The organism is Mesorhizobium sp. B2-4-19 (assembly GCF_006441315.1).
Taxonomy (GTDB): Bacteria; Pseudomonadota; Alphaproteobacteria; order Rhizobiales; family Rhizobiaceae; genus Mesorhizobium.
Genome location: NZ_VFUV01000028.1, coordinates 1 through 22,048, shown reverse-complemented (window position 1 = coordinate 22,048; position 22,048 = coordinate 1). Strand labels below are relative to the sequence as shown.

Below are 22,048 nucleotides of genomic sequence, written 5' to 3'. Positions count from 1 at the left end.
GCTGGCAGGAAGCAGGGAAAACACATGCAGGATTCCGCAACCGCCTTGGATGATCACAAGCCTCGGTTTCTCGCCAGGTGGCTGTTTTCGACCAACCACAAGGATATCGGGACGCTTTATCTGCTGTTCTCGATCATGGCAGGGGTCTTCGGTACCGCGCTTTCCGTGTTGATCCGCATGGAATTGCAGGAGCCCGGCCTGCAGATATTTGGCGATCCGATGACCTACAATGTCGTCGTCAGTTCCCACGGCCTTATCATGATCTTCTTCGTGCTCATGCCGGCCCTGATCGGGGGGTTCGGCAACTGGATGCTGCCGATCATGATCGGCGCGCCCGACATGGCGTTTCCGCGCATGAACAACATCTCGTTCTGGCTGCTGGTCATGGCGTTCGCCCTGTTCGTCACCTCGATGTTCGTGCCGGGAGCGCCCGGCACGCTCGGCCATGGCGGCGGCTGGACGCTCTACCCGCCGCTTTCGACCTCCGGCCAGCCAGGCCCCGCGGTCGACCTCGTCATCCTTTCGATCCACCTTGCGGGAGCGTCATCGATCCTCGGCGCGATCAACTTCATCACGACCATCTTCAACATGCGTGCGCCGGGAATGACGATGCACAAGATGCCGCTCTTCGCCTGGGCGATGCTGGTTACCGCCTTCATGCTGCTGATGTCGCTGCCGGTGCTTGCCGGCGCGATCACGATGCTGCTCACGGATCGCAACTTCGGCACGACATTCTTCGTTCCCGAGGGCGGCGGCGACCCGATCCTCTACCAGCACCTGTTCTGGTTCTTCGGCCACCCGGAGGTCTACATCATGATCCTGCCCGGCTTCGGCATCGTCAGCCACGTCATCTCGACCTTCGCCAAGAAGCCGATCTTCGGCTACATCGGCATGGCCTATGCGATGGTGGCGATCGGCGCGATCGGCTTCGTCGTGTGGGCGCATCATATGTATACGACCGGCATCTCCGTCGAGAGCCAGCGCTACTTCGCCTTCGCCTCGATGGTCATCGCCGTACCGACCGGCGTGAAGGTGTTTTCGTGGCTGGCCACAATGTGGGGCGGGTCGATCGAGTTCAAGACGCCCATGCTTTGGGCGACCGGCTTCATCCTGCTCTTCACCATCGGCGGCGTCACCGGGATCATGGTCGCCAGCCCCGGCATCGACCGCTCGCTGCACGACACCTATTTCGTGATCGCCCACTTCCACTATGTGCTGTCTTTGGGCGCGGTCTTCGCCATCTTCGCCGGCTTCTACTACTGGTTCCCCAAGATGACCGGTTACATGTATAGCGAGACGCTGGGCAAGTTGCATTTCTGGACGATGTTCATCGGCGTCAATCTCGTCTTCTTCCCGCAGCATTTCCTCGGCATGGCCGGCATGCCGCGCCGCTACGCCGACTATCCCGACGCTTTCGCCGGCTGGAATTTCGTCTCCTCGATCGGATCCTACATCTCGACCGCGGGGCTGATCATCTTCTTCGTCGCGGTCGCGGAAGCTTTCAGCCGCAAGCGCCCGGCCAGCGCCAATCCATGGGGCGAAGGGGCGACCACGCTTGAATGGCAGCTGCCCTCGCCGCCGCCCTTCCATCAGTGGGAAAGGCTGCCACGCATCCATTGAGGTGTGTATTTTCGACAAGTCGTTGGGTGAATACCATGAACGAGACCACAGATGCGAACAGCCAGATCTTGCTCGTGGCGATCATCGCGCTTTATTGGGCCATGCTTGGGAGCTGGAGCCAGCTTCTGTCGCGCTGGAACGAGGAGAAGGCCAAGCGGGAAACTGCGTCGGCGCGGCGGGACGGCAGTGCTGAACACACGTCCTCCGCGGACACGCCCCAAGATGCGCTTCGCAAGGTCGACCCGGATTTCGACCTCGCCGCATTTCTGTCCGGCGCCAAGAGGGCCTATGAAGCCATCCTGCGGGCGTTTGCGGATAGTGACATCCAGACATTGCAGCGCCTTGTCGGACCGGAGGTGCTTGCCGCCTTCGAGCGAGAGATCGTCAAACGCCGGGATCGGCAAGAAATGCTGGAGCTCACCTTCATAAGCACGGACCAAGCAAAGGTCGTCGACGCTTTCCTGGGGAATGGCACCGCTGAGATCGTTGTTCAGTATGTTTCCGACGTGGTCAGTGTCACGCGCTCGGCCAACAATGCAGTCGTCGCCGGCGATCCCCGGCAGATCGTCGAGATGATCGATACGTGGACGTTCGCCTGTGAAACTCAGTCGAAGAAACGGAATTGGATGTTGATCGCCACAGAAGGCGAATAACAAGCATGAGCTCTTCCGATAAGTCCGGCCGACAGGCTTGCCATGGTTGATGGGCAGCGAACCCAGAGGGGCCTGGATGCCTTCGAGGATTTGTCAGCTTGTGGCGATGCGCTCCACTATTGGTGTATCAACGATCAATTCGACATGACCCGGTTCAATCGATCATTTTCCAGCAGCGAGCGGGTAGCACCGCCGAAGATCCACTCCCTGAACCTGCTGTGGCCGTAGGCGCCGGATATGATCAGATCCGCATGCATCGCTTCGGCCACGTCGGCGATCGTCCCGCCATCGGATTTTTCCGGAAACACTTCCGCCTTCGCCTTTACGCCGTGAAAGGAAAGTAAGGCAACAACATCGTCCAGACTGTTCCAGGTTTCGTCGGTCGCGTCATTGTCGATCGTGATCACGCGAACCTCCTGAGCCATTTGCAAAAAGGGCATGGAATCAACAACCGCGCGCCTGGTTTCGCGCGTATCCTTCCATCCAACAATAACCTTGTTGATGCGGAAGTTTTCCTGGTTGGTCGAGGCGACCAGTACAGGGCGTCCAGCCTGAAGGATCAGATTGCCGAGATCGGTGGAACGATGAACGTTCCCAGACGCGGCCCCCTCGGGCGACGCTGTGACGATGAGATCGGCCACGCGCGCCGCGTCGATCAGCAAGCGGGTCGGATTGCCCACAGCCCCACGCCATTCCGTATCAACCGTTGCGCCAGCAAAGCCTTCGAACTCGGCGCGGAGGTCCTCAATTCGTCGCTCGATGTTCTTCCGCTGGCGCATCATGCTCTCTCCTTCGAAGGCCACTCCTCCTTCCATTACAACAGGCGGTGGAACGTCGGCAGCAGAGAGGCCTACCAGGCGCGCATCGAAGCGCTGGGCCAGATCGACACCGAGCTTGACAACAGGAGCGACTATCCCGTCGATGTCGAGATTGAGAACGATCGACTTGTAGCCCATATCGGCTTTCCTTCCGTTGGTTGAAGATGATGCCGGCTCGGCAAACGGGAGCGTCAACAGGTCCCGCGCGAGACCTGGTTCACAATGCGGCAAAGGCCGGAGGCCTGCCTCGCAACGTTCCAACAAACTCAATGACGAACGATCGTTGTGGTGAGAAGTACGCCGGCCGGCGTGATCGTTAGGTCCCCGTCCTACTCGAACATAATCCGAGCGGTGCCTCTTTTGGCTATCAACGCTCTGCGAGCTTCCTGAATCCGTTCAGCCTGTAGTTTGGTATAGGGTCCCATCGGCCGCGTCTTTTCATTGCCGCGACGGACCTGGCAGTACCAGCGACCGCTGTCCGAAAAGATTTCAACCGAGGTCGGCATCTGATGGGCTTCTTCCCTGGCAACCTCCTTGGCGAACTCGATGATCTTTGAATAATGCTGAATGGGCGCAACGATGCGCAAATCCCTGCCGACGTTAAATTCCCGTTGCAATGTGGACATAGGTCAAACTCCTTTCCGTCACGACGACATACCTGCTCCGCCATTCCCTTGCGCTCTCGTCGGTGCTCGAGAGCGCTTTCTAGCCTGTCATTTGGCGCTCCATTTCCGCCTCGGCCTCCAGACTTTCGAGATCGCGGAAGATCGAAGCGACAGCCAACGTGCGCCCTTCCCGTTTGAAACGAAGCAGGCAATCCCTGGCCGTGATGTCTCCATCGACCGAGATCTCATCCCATCGCTGGGCATGGCCGATATAGTTGATGGGGACATCGTAATGCTGGCTCCAGAAGAACGGCGCCGCGGCGAACTTCTCGCGATTGCCAAGCATGTTGAGTGCCGCGGTGCGCCCCTGTCTCTCTGCAACGACCCAGTGCTCTACCCGGATGGTCTCGCCACTATGAGGGTCGGGCCACCGGGCAATGTCGCCGGCCGCGAATATTCCGGGCGCGCTCGTTTCCAGGAACGAGTTCACCGCGACACCGCGATCGAGCTTGAGCCCAGCCTTTTCCGCGAGCCCAGTGCGTGGCCTCACGCCGACGCCGGCCACGACGAAATCGGCCGCCAACGTGCCGCCACTGCTGAGCTTCATCTTGCCGCCGTCGATGCTGGCCGCAGTGTCCTCGAGATGGAACACGACACCCTTCTCCTCATGGAGGGCGCGGATAAAATCGCCCATTTGCGGACCCAGGACCCGCTCCATAGGCCTTCTGTCTGGCGCTACGACATGAACGTCGATGCCGCGCGAGCGCAGGGCCGCCGCAACCTCCAAGCCAATGAAACTGGCGCCAAGCACGACGCAGCGTCGCGCATTCGTGGCCCGCTCGATGATCGCCTTGCAATCCGCGAGAGAGCGCAGCGTGTGGAAGGGTGATTGCTCGGCTCCGGGGATAGCAAGCCGAACCGGTTCGGCCCCCGTGGCCAGCAGCAGCCTTTCGTAGGCAATCCTGCCGCCATCCGCGAGGACAACCTCGCGTGAATGCAGGTCGATGCGATCGGCCTTCGTATCGAGACGCAGGTCGATATTGTTTTTCGAATAGAACTTCTCCCCGCGGAGCGGGATCCAATCCTCCGGCGCCTTTCCGGCGAGATAGTCCTTGGAGAGGTTCGGTCTGTCGACGGGCGGCGCTTGGTCATCGCTGATCATGACGATGCTGCCCTGGTATTGCTCGCGCCGCAGTGTCTCGGCGGCGGCGAAGCCGGCCGCGCCGCCGCCGACGATGACAATCTTGTCCGGAGCCGCATTGCCATCTCGCAGCTTGGCTGCCGTTCGTTTGCGCTTCTCGACCACGAATATCTTGCCTTCTCGCTGTTCAACCGACCAGCAAGCGAGTGGGTTGAAGGCGGGAGCGCGCAAGGCCTCGCCGGTCCGCAGATCGAAGCATGCGTGATGCCAGGGACACCGGACGGTATCTCCCACCAGAAGACCTTCAACGAGCGGGCCGCCGTAATGCGTGCATGTCGCCGCGGTGGCGAAGACCTCGGCCCCTCGGCGCACCAGCAACACCTGCTCATCGCCGCAGTGACCGACAAGCTTTCCGCCGTCGGGAAGGTCGGACACCGCGACGCCCTGAGCCAGATCAGGTCCAGCTAATTTGGTATGTCCTTCAACCATCTTCCTCTCCCTTGGCGATCCTGTGTAAAAATCGCTCGTTATGGCCGAGAAGCAGGAACCTCGCGGGCATCACAGTCTGGAAAGGGCTGGTTTTGCCCTGTTGGATGCGGACTTGCGCAGCTCTTATGCGTCAGTTTCCCGCCATCTCCGGTACCATGCAAACGAATTTAATCTGCAATTGTGTGCAATTTTTATGTGGGATCGGCGACCCCAATGCGGGCGGTCACAGGATCGCTTGCCCCGTCTTACGCCAATCGGCGAGAAAGGACTCGAGGCCCTTGTCGGTGAGCGGGTGCCTGGCGAGATTTTTGAGCACCGCCGGCGGCACGGTCGCGATATCGGCGCCTGCCATCGCCGCCTGTTTGACGTGGAGAGGGGTGCGAATTGAAGACGCGAGGATCTCCGTCGTGAAGGATTTGTCATTGTCGTAGATCGCGCGGATTTCCCGGACCACTTCCATGCCGTCCAGACCGAGATCGTCGAGCCTGCCGACGAATGGCGAAATGAAGGTCGCGCCCGCCTTGGCCGCGAGCAGAGCCTGGTTGGCCGAAAAGCACAGCGTGACATTGACCTTGTGTCCGAGCTGACTGAGCGCCCGGCAGGCCCTGAATCCATCCCAGGTCGACGGCACCTTGACGGCCACATTGGCCGCAATGCGGGCTAAACGCTCTCCCTCGGCGATCATGCCGTCGAAGTCGGTCGCGGTGACTTCCGCTGAAACCGGGCCCTCGACCGTCTGGCAAATCTCCTTGATCACATCCCTGATCGGTCGGCCGGTCTTTGCGATAAGGGACGGGTTTGTGGTCACCCCATCGAGAATGCCAACAGCGGCAAGCTCGCGAATTTCAGATATATCGGCGGTATCGACAAAGAATTTCATCGTTTTTCTCCTCAACGTGAACGTGTCCATCGGCGCTTTGATGAGGCTTCTTCTGTTTGGTTCCAGAAAGGTGATTTTGGTCTCGCTGTCGTGATCGCACGCCCAAAGTCTTTGAAGGCCAAGGCAGCCCGGCGCGGCGTCTCTATCGATGCCTCAGCAAAACCTCCCTAAGGACGATGGCATCGTTGTGGGCCTCGTCATGAGCCGAGTAGACGAGTGTGACGGCGCCCTGCCGCATCAGGTCGCGCAGCCGGTCGAGGTCATCGCGACGCTCGTGGATTTCCGCCGCATATCGCCGACGGAATTCCTGCCAGCGGGCGGGATCGTGTCCGAACCATTTCCGAAGCTCGGTGCTTGGCGCGAGTTCTTTGATCCAGCAGTCGATGGCGGCGTCGGTCTTCTTGACCCCGCGCGGCCAAAGCCGGTCAATCAGCACCCGCGTGCCATCGTCGGCAGCAGGGCTCTCATAGGCCCGCTTCAGTTTTACTCTCTCGTCGAAGACTTTTCCGCTCATCCGTCCGTCTCCTTTTCGTTGACGGCATCGAGAAGCCCGGAGAACTCCTTTCGAAGGATCTTCTCGTCGGCTTGATCGGATACGATCACGAAAATGCTGCCGCGATATCGCTCGATCCAGTGATGGCCAGTTCCATGGCTTCGCAGGTGGTCGCCGATCTGATGAACCGTGGAATACCCCAGACCCTGATGCAGGAGGAACTTCATGTGCTTGCTTGCAAGCCGGGACAGGTCGCCCCTGATTCAGGGGGAGACGTTCTGTCCTTGAGCGTTGAACTGTTTCAGGTAGGCGATCACATCGGCGATCTCCTGGTCCTTGCTGAGACCGGCGAATGTCATCTTTGTGCCTGGCACCAACTTGCGCGGCGCGTGCAGATATGTGGTCAGCGTCGGTTCATCCCAGGTCAGGCCCGAATCCTTGTTCGCGGCGGAATAGTTGTAATCCGGGTACGTGCCTGCCGCACGGCCGACGACGCCATTCAATACGGGCCCTACTCCGTTCTTGGCATCAGGGCCCACCGCATGGCAGGCCATGCATCTCTTGAAGACGACGGCGCCGGCTTCAGCATTGCCAGGAGATGTGTCCTGCGCATGCGCTGAACCGACTGCGGTGAGAATTGCGGCCGCCAATCCAAGCATGGTCGATTTCATGTTTGCTGCCTTCAATGAGTTACGGGTCGGTTCCGGTAGAGCCGGCTCCCGGCAATAAGAGGTTCGAAACACACCCAGCCTGCCGGACCCGAACCGCGGATCCGGGTCCGGCAGGCGTTGCCTCAGGAGGGAACCAATTGGCCTGGGCTCTTCAGATACTGGTTCTTGATCGCGTCCACTGCCCAGTAGGCAAGAGCGCCCACCGGCCCGGTCGGATTCTTCCCTGCGTTTTGCGGAAACACGCAAGCGCCAGTGACGAATACGTTCGGGACATCCCAGACCTGGAGATATTTGTTCAGAACGCTGGTGCTCGGGTCGGCTCCGAAGACCGCCCCGCCAGTGTTGTGCGTGCTCTGATATGGCACGATCGAATAGGGCACAGGCGGAATGCCCCGATCGACCTTGGTCGCGCCCATTTCCTTGGCGATCTCCACGCAGATGTCGGCCTGACCGTTCATTTGCTTTACCTCGTTGTCCTGGAAGTCGAACGTCATCCTCATCAACGGACGTCCAAAGACGTCGGTGTAGGTCGGATCGAGGCTCAGGTAGTTCTGCCGGTAGGCCATGACGGCCCCTTGATTGCCAACGCTGGCCGCGTGGTCATAATTGTCGACCACTGCCTGCTTCCAGTCGGAGCCCCAACGCGGTGTGCCGTGCGGAGTTGGATGCGACTGGATAGGCCGGGCGCCCGAGTTGCTGCAGCTGATGCCGCCGCCGCCAATGTAGCCGGCCTTCACGAAATCGTAGTTGTCGCCGTTGAAATCATCCATGCAGGTGCCGAGCGCACCGGCGCCCATGTAGCGGTTCAGGATGGTTTTCTTGTCGAAGAAGGCGGTGGCCCCGCCACCGCACTGATAGGCATAGTTGCGGCCGACCACGCCCTTCCCCGTTGCCGGATCATAGGGCACGCCAATGCCGGACTGCAGCAACAGATTGACGTTGCCGAGCGCATAGGCCGACAGGATGATGAGGTCGGCAGGCTGTTCGAATTCGCGCCCGCGCGCGTCGAGATAGGTGACGCTGACCGCCTTCTTGCGGGTCGAGTCGAGATTGACCTTCAGCACGATCGAATTTGTGCGCAGTTCGAAATTCGGGTTCTTCAGCGCCAGCGGAATGACGGTGAAATGGGGGCTCGCCTTGGCATTGGCCTCGCAACCGAAGCGCTCGCAGAAGCCGCAATAGTGGCATTGGCCGAAGGCCACCCCGTCGGGATTGACGTAGTCGCGCGACGCGTTGGACGAGGGATTGGGGAAAGGATGGTAGCCGAGATTGCGGGCCGCTTTCTCGAACATCACCATGCTCTGCGCGGCAATCATCGGCGGATTGGGGTAATCTTCCTTTCGCGATCCCTCAAAGATGTTGCCGCCGTCGATTTTCCGGCCGTTGAGATTGCCGGCCTTGCCGGAGGTGCCGCAGGTTTTCTCGAACTTGTCGTAATAGGGTTCGAGATCGTCGTAGGTGATCGGCCAGTCCTGAAGGTGCATGTCCGAGGGGATGATCTTCTCGCCGTACTTGTCGACGGTCCGGGTGCGCGCCTGGTGATCCCATTCGAGCCAGCGCCAGGTCACGCCGTTCCAGTGCACGCCGGCGCCGCCGACGCCCTGGCCGGGCAGGAAGGAGCCGAGTTGACGCATAGGCAGCGCCGTTTGCGATTCACCATTGCGGAATGTGATGGTCTCCCGCCGCACGTTCTAGAAGTCCGGATTGGTGTCACGCGGGCCTCCCCGCTCGAGGGCGACGATCTTCAGCTTGGTTGACGCAAGCTCCTTGGCAATGATGCCGCCTGTCCACCCAAGACCGACAATCAGGACATCGACCGCGTTCAGTTTGGTGGCCATGTCAAAATCTCCTTCTCTTCCGACGATCAAATGAGGTCCTGGATGCCCTTTGGTTCAGCCTTGTAGGGCTTGTTCCGAAACGGCTCGATCTTGTCCGCGTACATGGCATCCGCGCCGGGGAAGCCGATCATCTTCCAGGTCGCCGCGTCCTTGTTTCCGCCATACATCGGGTCCGCGAAATAGCCTTCGATCGTGAGTTGCAGCAGAAGCCCGAAGAATGTTCCGGTCGGCACTGTTGGAAGCTCGGTCTTCTTGGCGTCAAGGTCGGCCAGAACCGCGGCGCGGTCCTTTGCCGAAAGGGCCGCGAAGCTGTTCTTGTGGCTTTTCTGTACAACGGCGTTGACATCGGCGATGCCCGCCCGGATCAGCTCCGAGGGTGTCATCGGCAATTGATAGCCCTGCTCGGGCGCACCCTCGCCAAACGGCCCTTCCAGGTACAGCCGGTCGCCCTTGCCGTATCCGCTGGCCATCTGCCGGTCGATGTAGGTCGCAACGCCGAGCTCCTTGGCGCCGGGACCGGTTGAATCGCTGGGAATGAGCGTGTCGACCGCCGCCTCGACGAAGGCGGATTCGTCGACATTGAAGAATTCGTAGCCAGCGCCTCCGGCGTGAGGTTCGGCGGCGGCGTGATGATGTTTCGTGTCTGTTGCGGCCGCTGCCATAATCTCGTCCGCTGATGCGGATCCGCCAAACGGCAGGGTGCCTGCTGCCGCACCGGCCGCGCCGAACAGTTTCAGAAAGTCACGACGTCCTACATCGCTTTGGCCGTTCTTCTCTTTCGTCGACATGATTTCTCCTGTGACACTGCAGGCAAAACGATAGGTGAGGATGGAGAGGGCTCGCGCCCGCTCCAACTTGGCGCTGCGCAGCATTCAGCGCGTTGCTTGGTCGATTACCGAAGCCTAATGTTCTCGCTTGTTGTGTGGCAAACGAAATTCATTGACATTTAAGCGCAATTTTTATGCTATTAGCGCTCATGGATATTGAACTGGCTCGCACGTTTATCGAGATCGTTTCTACAGGGAGTTTCATTCGAGCTTCGGAACGCCTGAACGTCGCTCAGACGACCGTGAGCGCGCGAATCCGCAACCTTGAACAGCAACTGGGTCGACCGCTCTTCGTTCGGCACAAAGGCGGAGCTTCGCTCACTCCGGCAGGCGAGCAATTCCTGCGCCACGCCCCGATGTTCGTCCAACTATGGCAACGCACCCTTCACCAGGTTGCCGTGCCTCCAGGGCGCCGGGCCGTCCTGACGGTCGGCAGCGAAGTCAGCCTTGCGCAACCTCTTCTGCTCGACTGGGTCCGCTGGATGCGCCAATCGCTTCAGGATATCGCGCTGCGAGTGCACGTCGACGTGCCACAGGATCTGATCAACCAGGTCGCCTCGGGACTGGTCGACTTGGCCATCATGTACGCGCCCCCGCACAGACCGGGTTTGAAAATCGATCTGCTTTTGGAAGAAAAGCTCGTCCTGGTGACTACCAATTCCGATGCCCGTGTCGTGGATGAATCATATGTTTATATGGATTGGGGGCCGGATTTTGGACTTCACCACGGGATGAATTTCCCGAGTGCTGCGCCGGATCTTTCCTTCGATCTCGGTCCGCTCGCCCTGAACTATGTTCTTGCGACAGGCGGCTCTGGATATTTCAGAATGAGCTCAGTGCAATCTCACATAGAAGCAGGCCGGCTTCATCTTGTGCCTGAAATGCCGCAATTCTCGTATCCGGTTTACGCGGTGCAATCGGCAAGTGCGGATGAGAGCGTGGTAGGTCCTGCGCTGGCAGGATTGCATTCCGTCGCACGCGACGAGAGGAGATAGCAGGAGCCCTGTTAGGCTTCCGCCTGGATTGACGGGAACAGCAGGTCGACCGTCGTTCCGATGCCTTGCTCGCTTGCAATTCGGATCCGGCCACCCACCATATCCAGCCATGCCTGCACCTGCGACAGTCCTATCCCTGTGCCTTTTTCGCCCTTCGTCGTGAAGAAGGGATCGAAAACCTTCTGCAACACCTCCGGAGCCATGCCGCAACCGTGGTCCTCGACCCGAACGTAGGCGTAGCTTCCCGGCCCGGGCGGATCAGGTGAGGCGGTCGTCTGCACCAGTCGTCCGGTGGTGACCCGGACTTCGGAGTCATTTGAGACGGCATCGCGCGCGTTGATGACGAGGTTAAGCACGGCTGCATCGAAGAACGCGGGGTCGACCATGCAGAGCGGGACATCGGAACCGAGTTCGAGCTTGACCCTGACATCTGGTCCCGCGCCATACCTGAGGAAGGGCTCGAAAGACCTGAGGAACTCGTTCAGGTCGCCCGCATGGGCATCGAGTTCCTGATGTTTTGCGAAGGCGAGCAGTTGAGACGTTAGCTCGATCCCTCGATCGATTCCTTGCCGCGCCGCCGCGATGTAGGCCCGCACGCTTTCGGGTTCGTCGGCTCGCCTTTCGGCAAGCCGCAGGCCGGATTCGATGACTGCTAGGAGGTTTCTGAAGTCATGGGCAATGCCGCCCGTCATCTCGCCCAGAGCTGCAAGCCGGTTCGTCGCACGCTCACGCTGTTGGGCTGCGGTCGGGGGCACGTCCATCGCATGAGCGCTGTCGTCCCGTGTCGCCTGGGACCGTGATTGAGGTTCGCCCGGGAAAATATTGGCTGTCATAACGATCGCCCCCAAATTGATCGACGCTGACGATGGCGAGGAATCTGGCGCTCCCGTTCCCATCGTCGTATTCAATTCTCCTTGTTGCTGGCGGTCGTGTGTCTCATGCACAGCCTAAGCGGGCCGGACGATCCCTTTCGCCATGATTTCCTCGACTGTCGGAAACGCCTTGAGGGCCTCCTCCGGGAGGTCGCCATTGGCTCCGTCAAGTTGGGTCCAGCCGTTTGTCACGGGTTCGCCGACGATGATGCGGCCGACCATTCCGGCATGCTCGTGCGGAATGCAGAAATAGTCATAGACACCCTGTTCGGTGAAGGCCACCGAAAAGGTCTCGTTAGGCAGGAGGTAGTCCGAGGCCCATGGTCTTGCGGCCTTGGGCATGCGCAGCGGCCGCCCGAAATTCTTCGGGCTGTACGCCGTGGTCGTGTGCGAGTTGCCAGGATTGAGGTTTGTCCAGCGGACCGTCTGACCTGGCTTGATCAGAACGCCGATAGGGTCGAACCAGACGTGCGAGCCATCGTCGCGACCCTTCATCGCGATGTCGACGATGTCGCCGGCCCACACGGCTAAAGACGAAAGCGCCAGGGCGGCGAAACCGCCGCCCGCGCCAAGTATCTCACGGCGCGTGAGTGTCATTTGGCGACCCGCGCCTCGTCGGTGGCCGAGACATGCCACAGCACCACGTGGACGTGCGGTTCTGGAACGCCAGGGTGCCCGGCATTGTAGTAGACGTCGACATGGTCGACGTTGCCGCCCGGCGCCGCGAGGTTGTCAAAACGCTTGTCCGGATTGAGTTCCTTGATCGGAAGCATGTAGATGCTGCTGACAAGCTTGCCGTCGTGGTCATAGGCAAGGAACGGACCGGCCGGCAACGTCGCCGGATCGACGAAGAGTTGACCCATGCCCGGGAGGAAGTCGGGCAATTTCACAAGTTTGCTGACCTGTTCGTAAGGAGCAGGCGGCGGCGATTTGGCGACGTCACTAGCCGCCATGGCGCAAAACGAACAGGCCATTGTCACGGCAACTGCGAGGGCAAGCTTTTTCATCACGGTACTCCTTTGCTTGGGTAGAAGCCGTGCGACAGCCGAAATCTGGAAGGCCTAAAATCCGATCCTATCGCGCTGACACGGCCCGTTCGGTCTCGCCCAAGCAAGGAGGAGACGGCCATCTTCGTCAAACGAAATTAAATGGCGTTTCAGTGCATTATTTTTGCGTTTGTCTGGTGCCCCTTGTTCGCATCCAAGAATTCTCTTCAGTCACGCGTCGGCGAAGATCGCAGAATGCGCATCGACAAGGGCCGAGGATCATTCGCGATATCTCGCGAACCGGGGCAGCACGTGTCAAATGGTCGAAGGAGTTATACCCGCAACATCTGATAACTCTGAAGCGACCCGCCACTATCGACGTCGCTTGATTCCAAAAAGACCTTCACTACATTTTTGTTGTTATGCATATTTTCATGCAAAATCTCCGACGATATCCACGGCGCTTCAAAGCAGGCCTCTAGCCCGGACGCGAAAAGACCCTGGCTTTGCGTCCGGGACGGCCAGGATCCCTATTCAGTCAAAAGTGAACATTGCCTTGCGTAGGCAATGTGGCCGAACGCTCGTTCGCAATCGCGTTTGGATCGGCTTAGAGGCGACTGTGATGATCCCCCACATCTTTTCAGAAGAAGACATTTCGCTTGACCTCGCGACTAAGGGAAAGCATTCGGCCTTGTCGAGGATCGCCGTCAGGATTGCACGGAGATCAGGGCTGGACGAACATGTGGTTCTCAGTGGTCTTTTGTATCGCGAGGGCCTCGGCTCGACGGGTATCGGCCGCGGCGTGGCGATCCCACACGTTCTGCTCGACATGATCTCTTCGCCTTGCGTGTCTTTCACACGACTGGCTCCGCCTATCGATTTTGACGGACCAGACGACGACCCGGTCGATATCGTTTACACGTTGCTCTGGCCGCGCTCTGCCGTTTCCGCTTTCCTTCCCGCTCTTTCACAGGTGTGCCGGGTGCTTGGGAGGCCTCAGATTCGAGAGGGACTGCGACAGGCACAGTCAGCCGGTGAGGTGATGGCGATACTCGATGCTGACCTGTATCCGACCATTTCTACCAATTCGCACACTCGCCAGGTCGAGCCTGGCATTGTCATGCCTAGGCAGTTGAGCAATGCCTAGACCCCGTTGGTCGCGGACGTACGCTGCTGGCATCTGTGCCATGCGGAATGCCCAACCTGTCGACGCTTCGGCTATGAGGCACTCCGAATAAGCCCGGCCTTCGGCAGGTTGCGGTTCAGCAGAACGCCCTCCAATCCATTGTATACTCACTTCATGACCGTCTTTCCTAAAACATAGATTGACAATATATGTTTTAGTTGGGATGCTTGTTCGAGTCCATGCCAAGGCACCATGAGAATGCAAGCCATCGATCCTCGTCGCAGAACGCGGCTGCAAGGATGCGCACTTTCGGTGCTGCGGATGAGGCAATCCATTCGCATCGACAGTCGGACAGCACTCTCAAGGAACCCGTACCGTCGGCAGGTTGGATTGTGCCTGGCGACGATGCCAATGCCGCCTTGGCCTTGCGGAAATCGGAGCGCGCATTATGAGCGGGAATAGTCGGAGCAAGAGAACGATCATCGTCGACGGCGTCCCGTTGCCGGATGTGCTTGACGAGACCATGATCCATGGTGTGGTTCACGGCTTTTACGATGAAATTCGCCGCGATGAGCTTCTCGGCCCCATATTCCACCAGAGGATACAGCCCGACGAATGGCCGCGTCATTTGGCAAAGATGTGCGACTTCTGGTCCGCGACACTGCTGCGAACGGCCCGATATGAAGGGCGGCCCCTGCCACCACATCTCGCGATAGCCGGCCTCGGCGAGGTGCATTTCCGGCGTTGGTTGAAGTTGTTTCGCGCCACGGTGCATCGCATCTGTCCGCCCGGGGTTGCGGTGCTGTTCATGGATCGCGCGCTGCGCATCGCTCACAGCTTTCGCCTCGCGGTCGCCTTCAGTCGCGGAGAGCCTACGATGGGCATCGAACCGATTGCCGAGAAAGACCTGTGATGCCGAATTGGTTTGTGAGTGATTCCCGTAACAGCCCGCCAATCCAAGAGAGGAACCGCCGGTGAGGCTGACCAATTTCTCGGACTATGCTTTGAGGATGCTGATGTACGCGGCCTCCGCTGGCGATCGCCTGATCACGATCGAGGAGACTGCCCGCACCTTCAAGGTTTCGAAGACACACCTCAACAAAGTCGCCAATACCCTGACGCGCGGCGGCTACCTGAAGGCGGTCCGCGGCCGTTCCGGCGGCCTTGTTCTGGGACTTCGGCCCGAGATGATCCGGATCGGCGAAGTCATACGGCTGACCGAGCCGGATTTCGCGGTTGTGGAGTGCTTTGCCTCCGGAAACCAATGTGTGCTCACCGGCTCCTGCAAGCTTTCAAGCATGTTTGGCGAAGCGATAGCCTCCTTCCAGAGCATCCTCGATCGTTACACGTTGGCCGACGTCGCACTGATGCCTCAACATTTCCTCGGCAGGCCGTCACCACCCCAAGCTTCCGGCCCGGCGCGAGATGGTGGGTAAAGGCCGACGCCTCTTTACAATCGGAGACAAAATGTCTTGCCGCGAAGGATCAAGAGCCGCGCCATCTCGTCGCCGGATCAATTTGAGGACGGAGCAGACAGCCGTCACGGTCACCTGCGCAGGCATTGCCCCTTACCGGACGGATGCTGATTTTTTCTCGCAAGGAGACGAGCCATGGCTGAACGAAAGAAGAGCGACAAGCCGATAACAAAGCAGTTTGAATCTGGTATCGACCCGGACAACAGTCTGTTGCCGATGCTGATCGGCGGCCTTGTCCTGATCGTCATCGGCGCGATCGTCGTCATGATGTTCGTCTAGTTTCGAAATGAGATAGTCGCCCCCGCATGTCGGGAGCCCGATGTTCGGAAGTTGAAAGGACCAGTTTTCTTGGGCTGATTTGGCTAGAGAAACTCCTACAGCGTCTGTCTGAGCTGAATGCCAACATCTATGATGGGAGATTTCCGTCCCGCGGAGCACTCGGCGTCCACGACGATAGACAGCGCCAGATCTTCGGCACAGATCAGTTGGCCGAATTTTCCACCGCATATGGCGAAAGGTTTGGTCTTGGAGCAATGTGTCCGACGCAGCGGGGGCGGCAATGGGTGATCTTGTTCGACTGAGGTGGCGGCGAAAGAACGGGACGATGCGGCGTTCACGACTGCGCTCGAAAGGAAGCTGGTATTGGACGGTCACAGCTGCGCGCCCGACACCCGTGCCCCGCAGCCGTTCGCAATGCGTCTGACCGGGGGCTAGTGGCCCGCGATGGGGCACACCCTGTAGAGAATTCCGTTGAGGGGGAAGACGCTGGTCATGCCCCAAGAGGTGGGAGTTATCGGCATGCTTGTCAAGCAGCCGTGGCGGCAGCGACGAGCATCCGCCAGTCGGATGCGGGTGCAGGCAATGCACCCAGCTTGACTTTGTGTCTGGGGTGTCCCACGTTCTACGGCATGTTGACCGATCGCTGCATCCTCCCGCTCGGACGGGCGTTCCCCATCGAGGGCCACTAACCCCCGGCTCGGTCGCGTCGCGCCCCGGCCGCGGGGCATAAGCCTTCACGCTGCAATACGCAGCGCTGTAGGAACGGCGACAAACAAATTCACACAGACAATCTTCCGCTGGCGCCGTTGCCGCACCGGCGGTTCGAACATTTTAGAGAGTTTTGAAAATGGCCACCACCACGGGCAGGCGCAGGCCTGCCATCACCATGACCCGCTCCGACCATCAGAGCCTATCGCGCCTTGCCGAATCCCGCGCTGCGAGGGATCCGGACATGTCCGAGCAGCTCCTCGCCGAACTCGACCGCGCCCGCGTGGTAGAGGACAGGCGCATTGCGGCCGACGTCGTCCGCGTGGGCTCGACGCTTCGGTTCACCACCGACGCGGGCGAGGACCGGACCGTCACGCTGGTGTTCCCCGGCGAGGCTGACATTGCCATGGGCAAGGTCTCTGTCCTGACGCCTATCGGCGCGGCACTGATCGGCCTGTCAGCCTCGCAGTCGATTGACTGGACGTCGCGCGACGGCCGCATCCACAGGCTGACCGTCGAGCGCGTTGAACAGACTGATGTCGCACAGCCTGCACGGCCGCAGCCCGAGCTACGGACGGCATGACCGTGTCGACGCCCCTGAGCCGCCTCTCGCTGTGCGGAGGATGCCTCATCGCAGGATCGTAGCCCCCTGTGCCGCACGCATGCGGCCAGGGGTTCTTCACCTCGTCCCGAGTTAGCGCTCCCAGACGGAGCAATGGAGAACTACGATGTCAAAAGAAACCTGCATCCTCACCACGAAGGACTTTACCATCCTGGAAGTCATGCGCGACCGCTGCCTTGGCCGCGACGACCCGCTCGCCCCGATCCTCAAGAGGAAGATCGAGTCAGCCACGGTCATGTTCCGGGACGACATTCCCGTGAACGTCGCCACGCTCAGCAGCCGGGTAATCTTCAGCGTAAACGGCCGCGATCCGGACACACGCGTGATCTCGAGCGACCGGATGACCTCGCCGATCGGGATGTTCCTGCCTATCACGACCGCGCGCGGACTGGCGCTGCTTGGTCTTTCCGATGGCCAGGAATTCGTCACGACCAACGTCGACGGTGAGGAAGAACGTATCCTGCTCCGCGAAGTGCTCTACCAGCCCGAGGCCGCAAGGCGGGAGGAGGAAGCGATGCGACAGGTAGCCACGCAGCGCAAGCCGATGCTGAAGGTGATACGCGGGGCATTCTACGACCAGCCCCGTCTCGTCCCGGTGGCTCCGCACGGGTTCGACGACCCCGGCCCATCGGCCGCCTGAGCGCTGCCGCCGCGCAGGAGAACCGCATTGCCAGACCGTCTCATCCTCGCTGCGGCGGCCTTTTTCGCCGGAATGCTGAACACGGCGGCGGGGCGGCGGCACGTTCCTGACCTTCCCGCCCTCGTCTACACAGGGTATCTCGGCGTGGCGGCGGGTTTTCGCGGGGAGATCAGGACATTCGACAGCGGCCGGCGATTGAAGGCCACGGCAGCAACTGCCGGAGGCGGTCTTGTCGGATCGCCGCTGCTTCCCGTTTCATCTAAAGAGGAATCGCGGACGTGGTTCCGTTCCTCTGGGCACTGGCCCACTCCCGTCTTCGCGTTCAACGATCATTTCAGGTGCGTGATGGAGACGCATGCCGCCGGAGGGGGTGCCGTCGGGACGACCGTCGACGCAGCCCATGGAGGCTATTTCAACGGCGGTCTCGGGATCATGCTGCTTGCGCTGTTTTCTCTATGGGAGTGCGCCACCTCAACCAGATGAACGGGCGAAAGAACGGCCTATCCTTCATCGCCGGCCTGGTGGCCTGGCCGCAGGCGGTCGTGACGATGACGGCCGCGATGATCGGCGTCTACCTCGGCGCCCCTGTCGCTGGGCGCTTCCTGCATGGGTGGTCAGGGCGGAGTCATCGCCCTCGGCGTCGCGATGAGCGCGGCATTCGTCTGGAGGCTCCTCGCACGACTGGCCGGATCCACGATCAAGGGCTTGAGGCCTGCTGTAGGCCGCCGCCGGAAGGAAAGTCCGTACGATGGCGTTCTATTCATGGCGTGCATCGTGGCGAAGATAAAAATAAAGTCAACGTAATAAGAAAGCTTCCGACGGCGACGCAAGGCCGCACTCAAGATTTACAGATTGAAAAATCCATCTAAAACTATTATATGTCTATTATGTTTAGTTTCGTTCAAGAGAACAACTGGTTTGCTTTTCTAGCGCCGTCCCTGACCCGCTCATAGCCCCGAGCGGCTCGAACGCACAAGTTCGCCGCCTCGGGGATCCCAAAACGACAGTCAAGCACATAGCGAAGGCGCGCTCCTCACGGGAACGCGCCAGATGCCATGCACGCCCCCTGCGCTTCTCGCGCGGGCGGCTCGATCAACGCTGTGAATGGAGCGGCAATCATGTCCGAATTCAAACAATCAGGAACCCTTCCTGCATCAGGTCTACGCCCTGGTTTGCGCGCGACAGTCGCGGGCCTCGTCTTCCGCGCCATGGTGCGCTGGCATCGCGGCCAGGCTGCAGTCGTGCTTCATCGCCTCGACGACAGGCAGTTGGAAGACATCGGCATCTTGCGGAGCGACATCCCCCGCGTCGTCGCAGGGCTCGTTCCATCGAACATCGAAACATCAGTGCAGGATGCCCGGATTTCGGCGCACGCCGCCAGGCCCCTGAAGGCCACCTGATCGCAGTGAAGGAGACAGAAATGGATATGGCGACCAGAACGATCGTGGCCGTCGGCCTTCTTAGTATGATGATCATCGCATTCATGGTGATCTGAGCGGAATGCCCTCCGGCGACGGAACGCCGTTCCGAGAGGCCGGCTAGACCAGGTAGACACCACAATATGCATTGAAACGTTCATCAGGATTTCGAGGCTTGTCGGGAAAGGTCGCGTCCTTCCCCGGAGCAGGCACTCCACCCCCTGTATCCCGCATGTAACGCCTGCTCCGGGACCCCCTCGGATAATGCGGTTCATTCCCGCGGCACCACGCGCCGCACCGATGGAGCGTGACATGAGAATATTCCGGTCGAGGCGCGTTTGCCTTTCCTGCAGCCGTTTGTTGCCGCGAGCGGCATCCCGTTGCCCGTGGTGCATCGACTCCGTCGTTGTTCCGGCGGCTCTGCTGAACCGCCGCGACCCGGGCCTCAGCAAATCGCCTTGAGAGCGCGGCAGACTGAGGCGACAGAGTCTTTGGAAGCGCGTACGAAAACGGGTCTCGCGCCCGCAGGGATCAGGGCACCCGGTCGTTCGCGACGATCCCGCCTTCGCCCTCCAAGCGTGCGATCCGTTTCGCTTCCGATTCCGTGAACTTCAGCCGCACTCCGATGCCACCGCCGTTCTCGTCGATGAAGACGGCGCCGAGCAATTCCAGCGCCACCTCGAGCTCGCCAATCGTGGCCTCGGGCGGCTTCTGGAGCTTGCGTTCAAAGTCATGGATGACGGTCTCGTCCACGCCGGAACGGATGCTGAGCTTTCCGCGGGTGACCTCGACGAGGGCTCTTGCCGCCCGGCATTGCGAACCAGTTATCATGCTGCCCTCCTTCGATTTTCGTAGCCGCCAGTCTTCTCCTGCCGCCGCCCGGTTGCAAGAGCGGTACTACGCCGGATGGCGACGACGATTACGTCGTCGGAAGGCTGCGCGTAACGTGGTGGCGATCTGTTCCATCGCAAGGCCCCGAAGCGGATCGTGGCGGTCATAACGCAGCCAGCGACGATCGCCGTCTCGCGCTGCACGCCTGAAGAACGGCCTGTCCTTCGTGCTTTCCGCGATCTCCGTCGCGACGTTTTCTGCTGCGGGCGTCGTTGCCTGCCTTACCTCCGCTTTCCGGGCATCGAAACCCTGGCCATCAGCTCCGACACCGACCCGATCTCGGACTTTTTCTCCTTGTTCTGCTTGGGCTTGCGGGCTTCCTTGTTGCCCTTCCTTTTCGCCATGAAGGCTTCCTTTCCGACGGCGCGCTTCGCGCGGCTGCGTAACAGCCCGCGGCGCAGTTAGAGAGAGTCTGCGGAAGGATCCCTGGCCCGTCGCGCCTAGGCTGGACGAGCCAGGGCTAGCAGCCGTTTTTCGGCCGCTTCCGAAAAGGAAGCCGGGTGTGAAGGAACGTGGTCACGCCCGTATTCTGGCGACGCGAGCCGGGAAGTCAAACCCTCTTAACGACCGTCGCACTGGTGGCATAATGTCGCGTCGGAAAGCAGACTGGAAATAACTATGTGTAGGTCATGTGCATGGAGACTTTCATCAAGGTGTCGAGACTTGCCGGGAACGGACGCGTCCTGTCCCGGAGCAGGTTATCTCACCCTGAATTCCGCACGTAAGCCTGTTCCGGGAAATCTCGACAACATTGCGGTCTACTCCTGCGGCTTAACACGCCGCATCGATGGAGCTTGTGATGAGAACCTCCCGTGTCCGGCTTATATGCCTTCCCTGCCACCGCCCGCTTCCAAGGTCAGCGAGCAGGTGCCCCTGGTGCCTGTCGCCGATGGTCGGGCCTTCAGAATACCTGGTCCATTCGTTCGTCCGGCCTTCAGGTTCGACGGCTGCCCAGGCGGTGCGGCCATGACAGGCGGCAGAGAGAGGCAGATTGTCGCTGATGCCCCGTTCAAGGCCGAGTACGCGGCGCTCCCCTGGCGCATGGGCGGCGAAGGGACGATGGAAGTCCTGCTGCTTTGCCCGCGGCAGGACGGACAATGGACTGTCCCCAGAGGCACGTGTTCCGGGACGAGAACGGAGCTTCGGTCGGCCGAACGGGCGGCGTTCCAAGATGCAGGCGTCACCGGACGGCTCGGGGCCGGAACCGGTCGGCCGCTACCGCACGATCCGCGTTTTGGCGGACGGCCGCAAGGAGTCCTGCGACGTGACCGTGTTCGGACTGCACGTCTGGGGCACTCTGGTCAGCTGGCCACGCGACACGAAGGTCTTGAGGCAGTGGATGCCCCTGAACGAGGCCCGGACTTTGGTAGCCGATCCCGGCCTTGCAGAATTGCTCGCTTCCGTTATGTCCGGCGCGACGATCCCGCAACCGGATGAAGCGCCTCTTAGCGGCATTCCCGATGCAGGCCGGGGCGGCCACGTGTCGGGGGTTGCCTCGCCAGCCGGAATGGCTAGGTTAAGCGCATGTTGACCTTGCCTGCCTTCGTTCTCCCCAATGGAGCGCGCCTGCTCAAAGCGGGACTCTGACCCGGACGCGATCTGACCCCTGGCTCAGCGTCCGGGTCCGCCAGGCTTCAACCAACCGACATCCACCTTCGCGCCATCGTCTCGGCGTGATCGTCTCGGCAATCCGGCCAGAGCGAGGAGGCCATCATGGATATTCTCGATCTCCTGCATCCGCGGGACATTCTCGTTCGGGCGCAGGCACAGGCAAAACGCCCGCTGCTCCGGCTCGTATCCGGCCGCCTGGCTGCCCGGTCCGGCGTGCCGGAGGAGACCGTACTGGCGGCACTTCTGAACCGTGAAAGCCTCGGCTCAACGGGTATCGGGCATGGCATCGCGGTTCCCCACGCGCTCCTGGAGCAGCTCCTGGCTCCTACTGCGACGCTGGCGGTCATGGACCGCCCGGTCTGGTTCCGGGCTCCCGATGAACAGGCTGTC

At 60.4% G+C, this 22,048-nt stretch carries 27 protein-coding genes; 11 read left to right on the top strand and 16 right to left on the bottom strand.

Going from position 1 to position 22,048, the window contains the following annotated elements; genetic code table 11:
- The first annotated feature begins 24 nt into the window (after positions 1 to 24).
- Both ctaD and FJ546_RS29715 read left to right on the top strand, forming a co-directional pair.
- Positions 25 to 1,620, top strand: a complete 1,596-nt coding sequence (gene ctaD / locus FJ546_RS29720; RefSeq protein WP_140892739.1) for a cytochrome c oxidase subunit I — start codon at positions 25 to 27, stop codon at positions 1,618 to 1,620.
- A gap of 35 nt (positions 1,621 to 1,655) precedes the next feature.
- The gene (locus FJ546_RS29715; protein WP_181168142.1) at positions 1,656 to 2,273 is read left to right on the top strand and encodes a Tim44/TimA family putative adaptor protein; all 618 of its coding nucleotides are present in this window, start codon (positions 1,656 to 1,658) and stop codon (positions 2,271 to 2,273) included.
- A 134-nt stretch (positions 2,274 to 2,407) separates the two neighbouring features.
- Here FJ546_RS29715 and FJ546_RS29710 read toward each other — a convergent pair whose 3' ends face one another.
- From FJ546_RS29710 to FJ546_RS29670, 10 genes are all read right to left on the bottom strand, one after another.
- On the bottom strand, positions 2,408 to 3,229 hold the full coding sequence (locus tag FJ546_RS29710) for a universal stress protein (protein WP_140892736.1): 822 nt from the start codon (positions 3,227 to 3,229) through the stop codon (positions 2,408 to 2,410).
- Positions 3,230 to 3,420: 191 nt separating this feature from the next.
- Positions 3,421 to 3,717: a hypothetical protein gene (locus tag FJ546_RS29705; protein WP_140883757.1), complete on the bottom strand. Its 297-nt coding sequence runs from the start codon at positions 3,715 to 3,717 to the stop codon at positions 3,421 to 3,423.
- A 79-nt stretch (positions 3,718 to 3,796) separates the two neighbouring features.
- Positions 3,797 to 5,326: an FAD-dependent oxidoreductase gene (locus FJ546_RS29700; protein ID WP_140883758.1), complete on the bottom strand. Its 1,530-nt coding sequence runs from the start codon at positions 5,324 to 5,326 to the stop codon at positions 3,797 to 3,799.
- A 223-nt stretch (positions 5,327 to 5,549) separates the two neighbouring features.
- On the bottom strand, positions 5,550 to 6,206 hold the full coding sequence (gene fsa, locus FJ546_RS29695; RefSeq protein WP_140892735.1) for a fructose-6-phosphate aldolase: 657 nt from the start codon (positions 6,204 to 6,206) through the stop codon (positions 5,550 to 5,552).
- Positions 6,207 to 6,348: 142 nt separating this feature from the next.
- Positions 6,349 to 6,720 (bottom strand): DUF488 family protein, encoded by a 372-nt coding sequence (locus tag FJ546_RS29690; protein ID WP_140883762.1) that lies wholly within the window; start codon positions 6,718 to 6,720, stop codon positions 6,349 to 6,351.
- Positions 6,717 to 6,926, bottom strand: a complete 210-nt coding sequence (locus tag FJ546_RS29685) for a hypothetical protein (RefSeq protein WP_140892733.1) — start codon at positions 6,924 to 6,926, stop codon at positions 6,717 to 6,719. Before FJ546_RS29685 ends, FJ546_RS29690 begins: the two co-directional genes overlap by 4 nt.
- A 36-nt stretch (positions 6,927 to 6,962) precedes the next feature.
- On the bottom strand, positions 6,963 to 7,370 hold the full coding sequence (locus tag FJ546_RS29680) for a cytochrome c family protein (RefSeq protein ID WP_140883766.1): 408 nt from the start codon (positions 7,368 to 7,370) through the stop codon (positions 6,963 to 6,965).
- A gap of 122 nt (positions 7,371 to 7,492) precedes the next feature.
- Entirely contained in the window at positions 7,493 to 9,004 is a 1,512-nt protein-coding gene (locus FJ546_RS29675) for a GMC family oxidoreductase (protein ID WP_348642010.1), read from the bottom strand.
- A 57-nt stretch (positions 9,005 to 9,061) separates the two neighbouring features.
- Complete coding sequence (locus tag FJ546_RS32030) at positions 9,062 to 9,208, bottom strand: hypothetical protein (protein WP_348642009.1); 147 nt, start codon at positions 9,206 to 9,208, stop codon at positions 9,062 to 9,064.
- 26 nt (positions 9,209 to 9,234) lie between these two features.
- Entirely contained in the window at positions 9,235 to 10,080 is an 846-nt protein-coding gene (locus FJ546_RS29670; protein ID WP_140892731.1) for a gluconate 2-dehydrogenase subunit 3 family protein, read from the bottom strand.
- Between the two features lie 104 nt (positions 10,081 to 10,184).
- Between FJ546_RS29670 and FJ546_RS29665 the strand changes: the two genes are divergently transcribed.
- Positions 10,185 to 11,030, top strand: coding sequence for a LysR family transcriptional regulator (locus FJ546_RS29665; protein WP_140883771.1), 846 nt, complete (start codon positions 10,185 to 10,187; stop codon positions 11,028 to 11,030).
- 11 nt (positions 11,031 to 11,041) lie between these two features.
- Here FJ546_RS29665 and FJ546_RS29660 read toward each other — a convergent pair whose 3' ends face one another.
- The 3 genes from FJ546_RS29660 to FJ546_RS29650 form a co-directional block, all read right to left on the bottom strand.
- Complete coding sequence (locus FJ546_RS29660) at positions 11,042 to 11,863, bottom strand: ATP-binding protein (RefSeq protein WP_246687017.1); 822 nt, start codon at positions 11,861 to 11,863, stop codon at positions 11,042 to 11,044.
- Between the two features lie 114 nt (positions 11,864 to 11,977).
- Positions 11,978 to 12,499, bottom strand: a complete 522-nt coding sequence (locus FJ546_RS29655) for a plastocyanin/azurin family copper-binding protein (RefSeq protein WP_181168141.1) — start codon at positions 12,497 to 12,499, stop codon at positions 11,978 to 11,980.
- Positions 12,496 to 12,909 (bottom strand): DUF5602 domain-containing protein, encoded by a 414-nt coding sequence (locus FJ546_RS29650; protein ID WP_140883837.1) that lies wholly within the window; start codon positions 12,907 to 12,909, stop codon positions 12,496 to 12,498. The genes FJ546_RS29655 and FJ546_RS29650 overlap by 4 nt, the downstream gene beginning before the upstream one ends.
- A gap of 601 nt (positions 12,910 to 13,510) precedes the next feature.
- On the opposite strand from FJ546_RS29650, the gene FJ546_RS29645 reads away from it, so the two are divergent.
- On the top strand, positions 13,511 to 14,035 hold the full coding sequence (locus FJ546_RS29645; protein ID WP_140892730.1) for a PTS sugar transporter subunit IIA: 525 nt from the start codon (positions 13,511 to 13,513) through the stop codon (positions 14,033 to 14,035).
- Positions 14,036 to 14,228: 193 nt separating this feature from the next.
- Here the strand turns inward: FJ546_RS29645 and FJ546_RS31400 are convergent, their stop codons facing one another.
- Positions 14,229 to 14,849, bottom strand: a complete 621-nt coding sequence (locus FJ546_RS31400; protein ID WP_181168140.1) for a hypothetical protein — start codon at positions 14,847 to 14,849, stop codon at positions 14,229 to 14,231.
- A 139-nt stretch (positions 14,850 to 14,988) separates the two neighbouring features.
- Here FJ546_RS31400 and FJ546_RS29635 point away from each other — a divergent pair, with 139 nt between their 5' ends.
- From FJ546_RS29635 to FJ546_RS31820, 6 genes are all read left to right on the top strand, one after another.
- Positions 14,989 to 15,450, top strand: a complete 462-nt coding sequence (locus FJ546_RS29635) for an Rrf2 family transcriptional regulator (RefSeq protein WP_140892726.1) — start codon at positions 14,989 to 14,991, stop codon at positions 15,448 to 15,450.
- A gap of 174 nt (positions 15,451 to 15,624) precedes the next feature.
- Positions 15,625 to 15,768 (top strand): hypothetical protein, encoded by a 144-nt coding sequence (locus tag FJ546_RS31395; protein WP_181167499.1) that lies wholly within the window; start codon positions 15,625 to 15,627, stop codon positions 15,766 to 15,768.
- An 847-nt stretch (positions 15,769 to 16,615) separates the two neighbouring features.
- Entirely contained in the window at positions 16,616 to 17,059 is a 444-nt protein-coding gene (gene rnk, locus FJ546_RS29630) for a nucleoside diphosphate kinase regulator (protein WP_140892724.1), read from the top strand.
- A 145-nt stretch (positions 17,060 to 17,204) separates the two neighbouring features.
- Positions 17,205 to 17,738, top strand: coding sequence for a nucleoside-diphosphate kinase (locus tag FJ546_RS29625; RefSeq protein ID WP_140892723.1), 534 nt, complete (start codon positions 17,205 to 17,207; stop codon positions 17,736 to 17,738).
- 27 nt (positions 17,739 to 17,765) lie between these two features.
- A complete protein-coding gene (locus FJ546_RS29620; protein ID WP_181168139.1) occupies positions 17,766 to 18,221 on the top strand; it encodes a hypothetical protein in 456 nt (151 codons plus the stop codon).
- Positions 18,222 to 18,856: 635 nt separating this feature from the next.
- Positions 18,857 to 19,138: a hypothetical protein gene (locus FJ546_RS31820; protein WP_246687016.1), complete on the top strand. Its 282-nt coding sequence runs from the start codon at positions 18,857 to 18,859 to the stop codon at positions 19,136 to 19,138.
- Between the two features lie 549 nt (positions 19,139 to 19,687).
- On the opposite strand, the gene FJ546_RS29610 is transcribed toward FJ546_RS31820, so the two are convergent.
- Both FJ546_RS29610 and FJ546_RS31965 read right to left on the bottom strand, forming a co-directional pair.
- On the bottom strand, positions 19,688 to 19,909 hold the full coding sequence (locus FJ546_RS29610; RefSeq protein WP_348642008.1) for an XRE family transcriptional regulator: 222 nt from the start codon (positions 19,907 to 19,909) through the stop codon (positions 19,688 to 19,690).
- Positions 19,910 to 20,268: 359 nt separating this feature from the next.
- Positions 20,269 to 20,391, bottom strand: coding sequence for a hypothetical protein (locus FJ546_RS31965; protein WP_281405667.1), 123 nt, complete (start codon positions 20,389 to 20,391; stop codon positions 20,269 to 20,271).
- 1,369 nt (positions 20,392 to 21,760) lie between these two features.
- On the opposite strand from FJ546_RS31965, the gene FJ546_RS29605 reads away from it, so the two are divergent.
- A partial coding sequence (locus FJ546_RS29605) for a PTS sugar transporter subunit IIA (RefSeq protein ID WP_140892721.1) occupies positions 21,761 to 22,048 on the top strand: 288 nt, incomplete at its 3' end.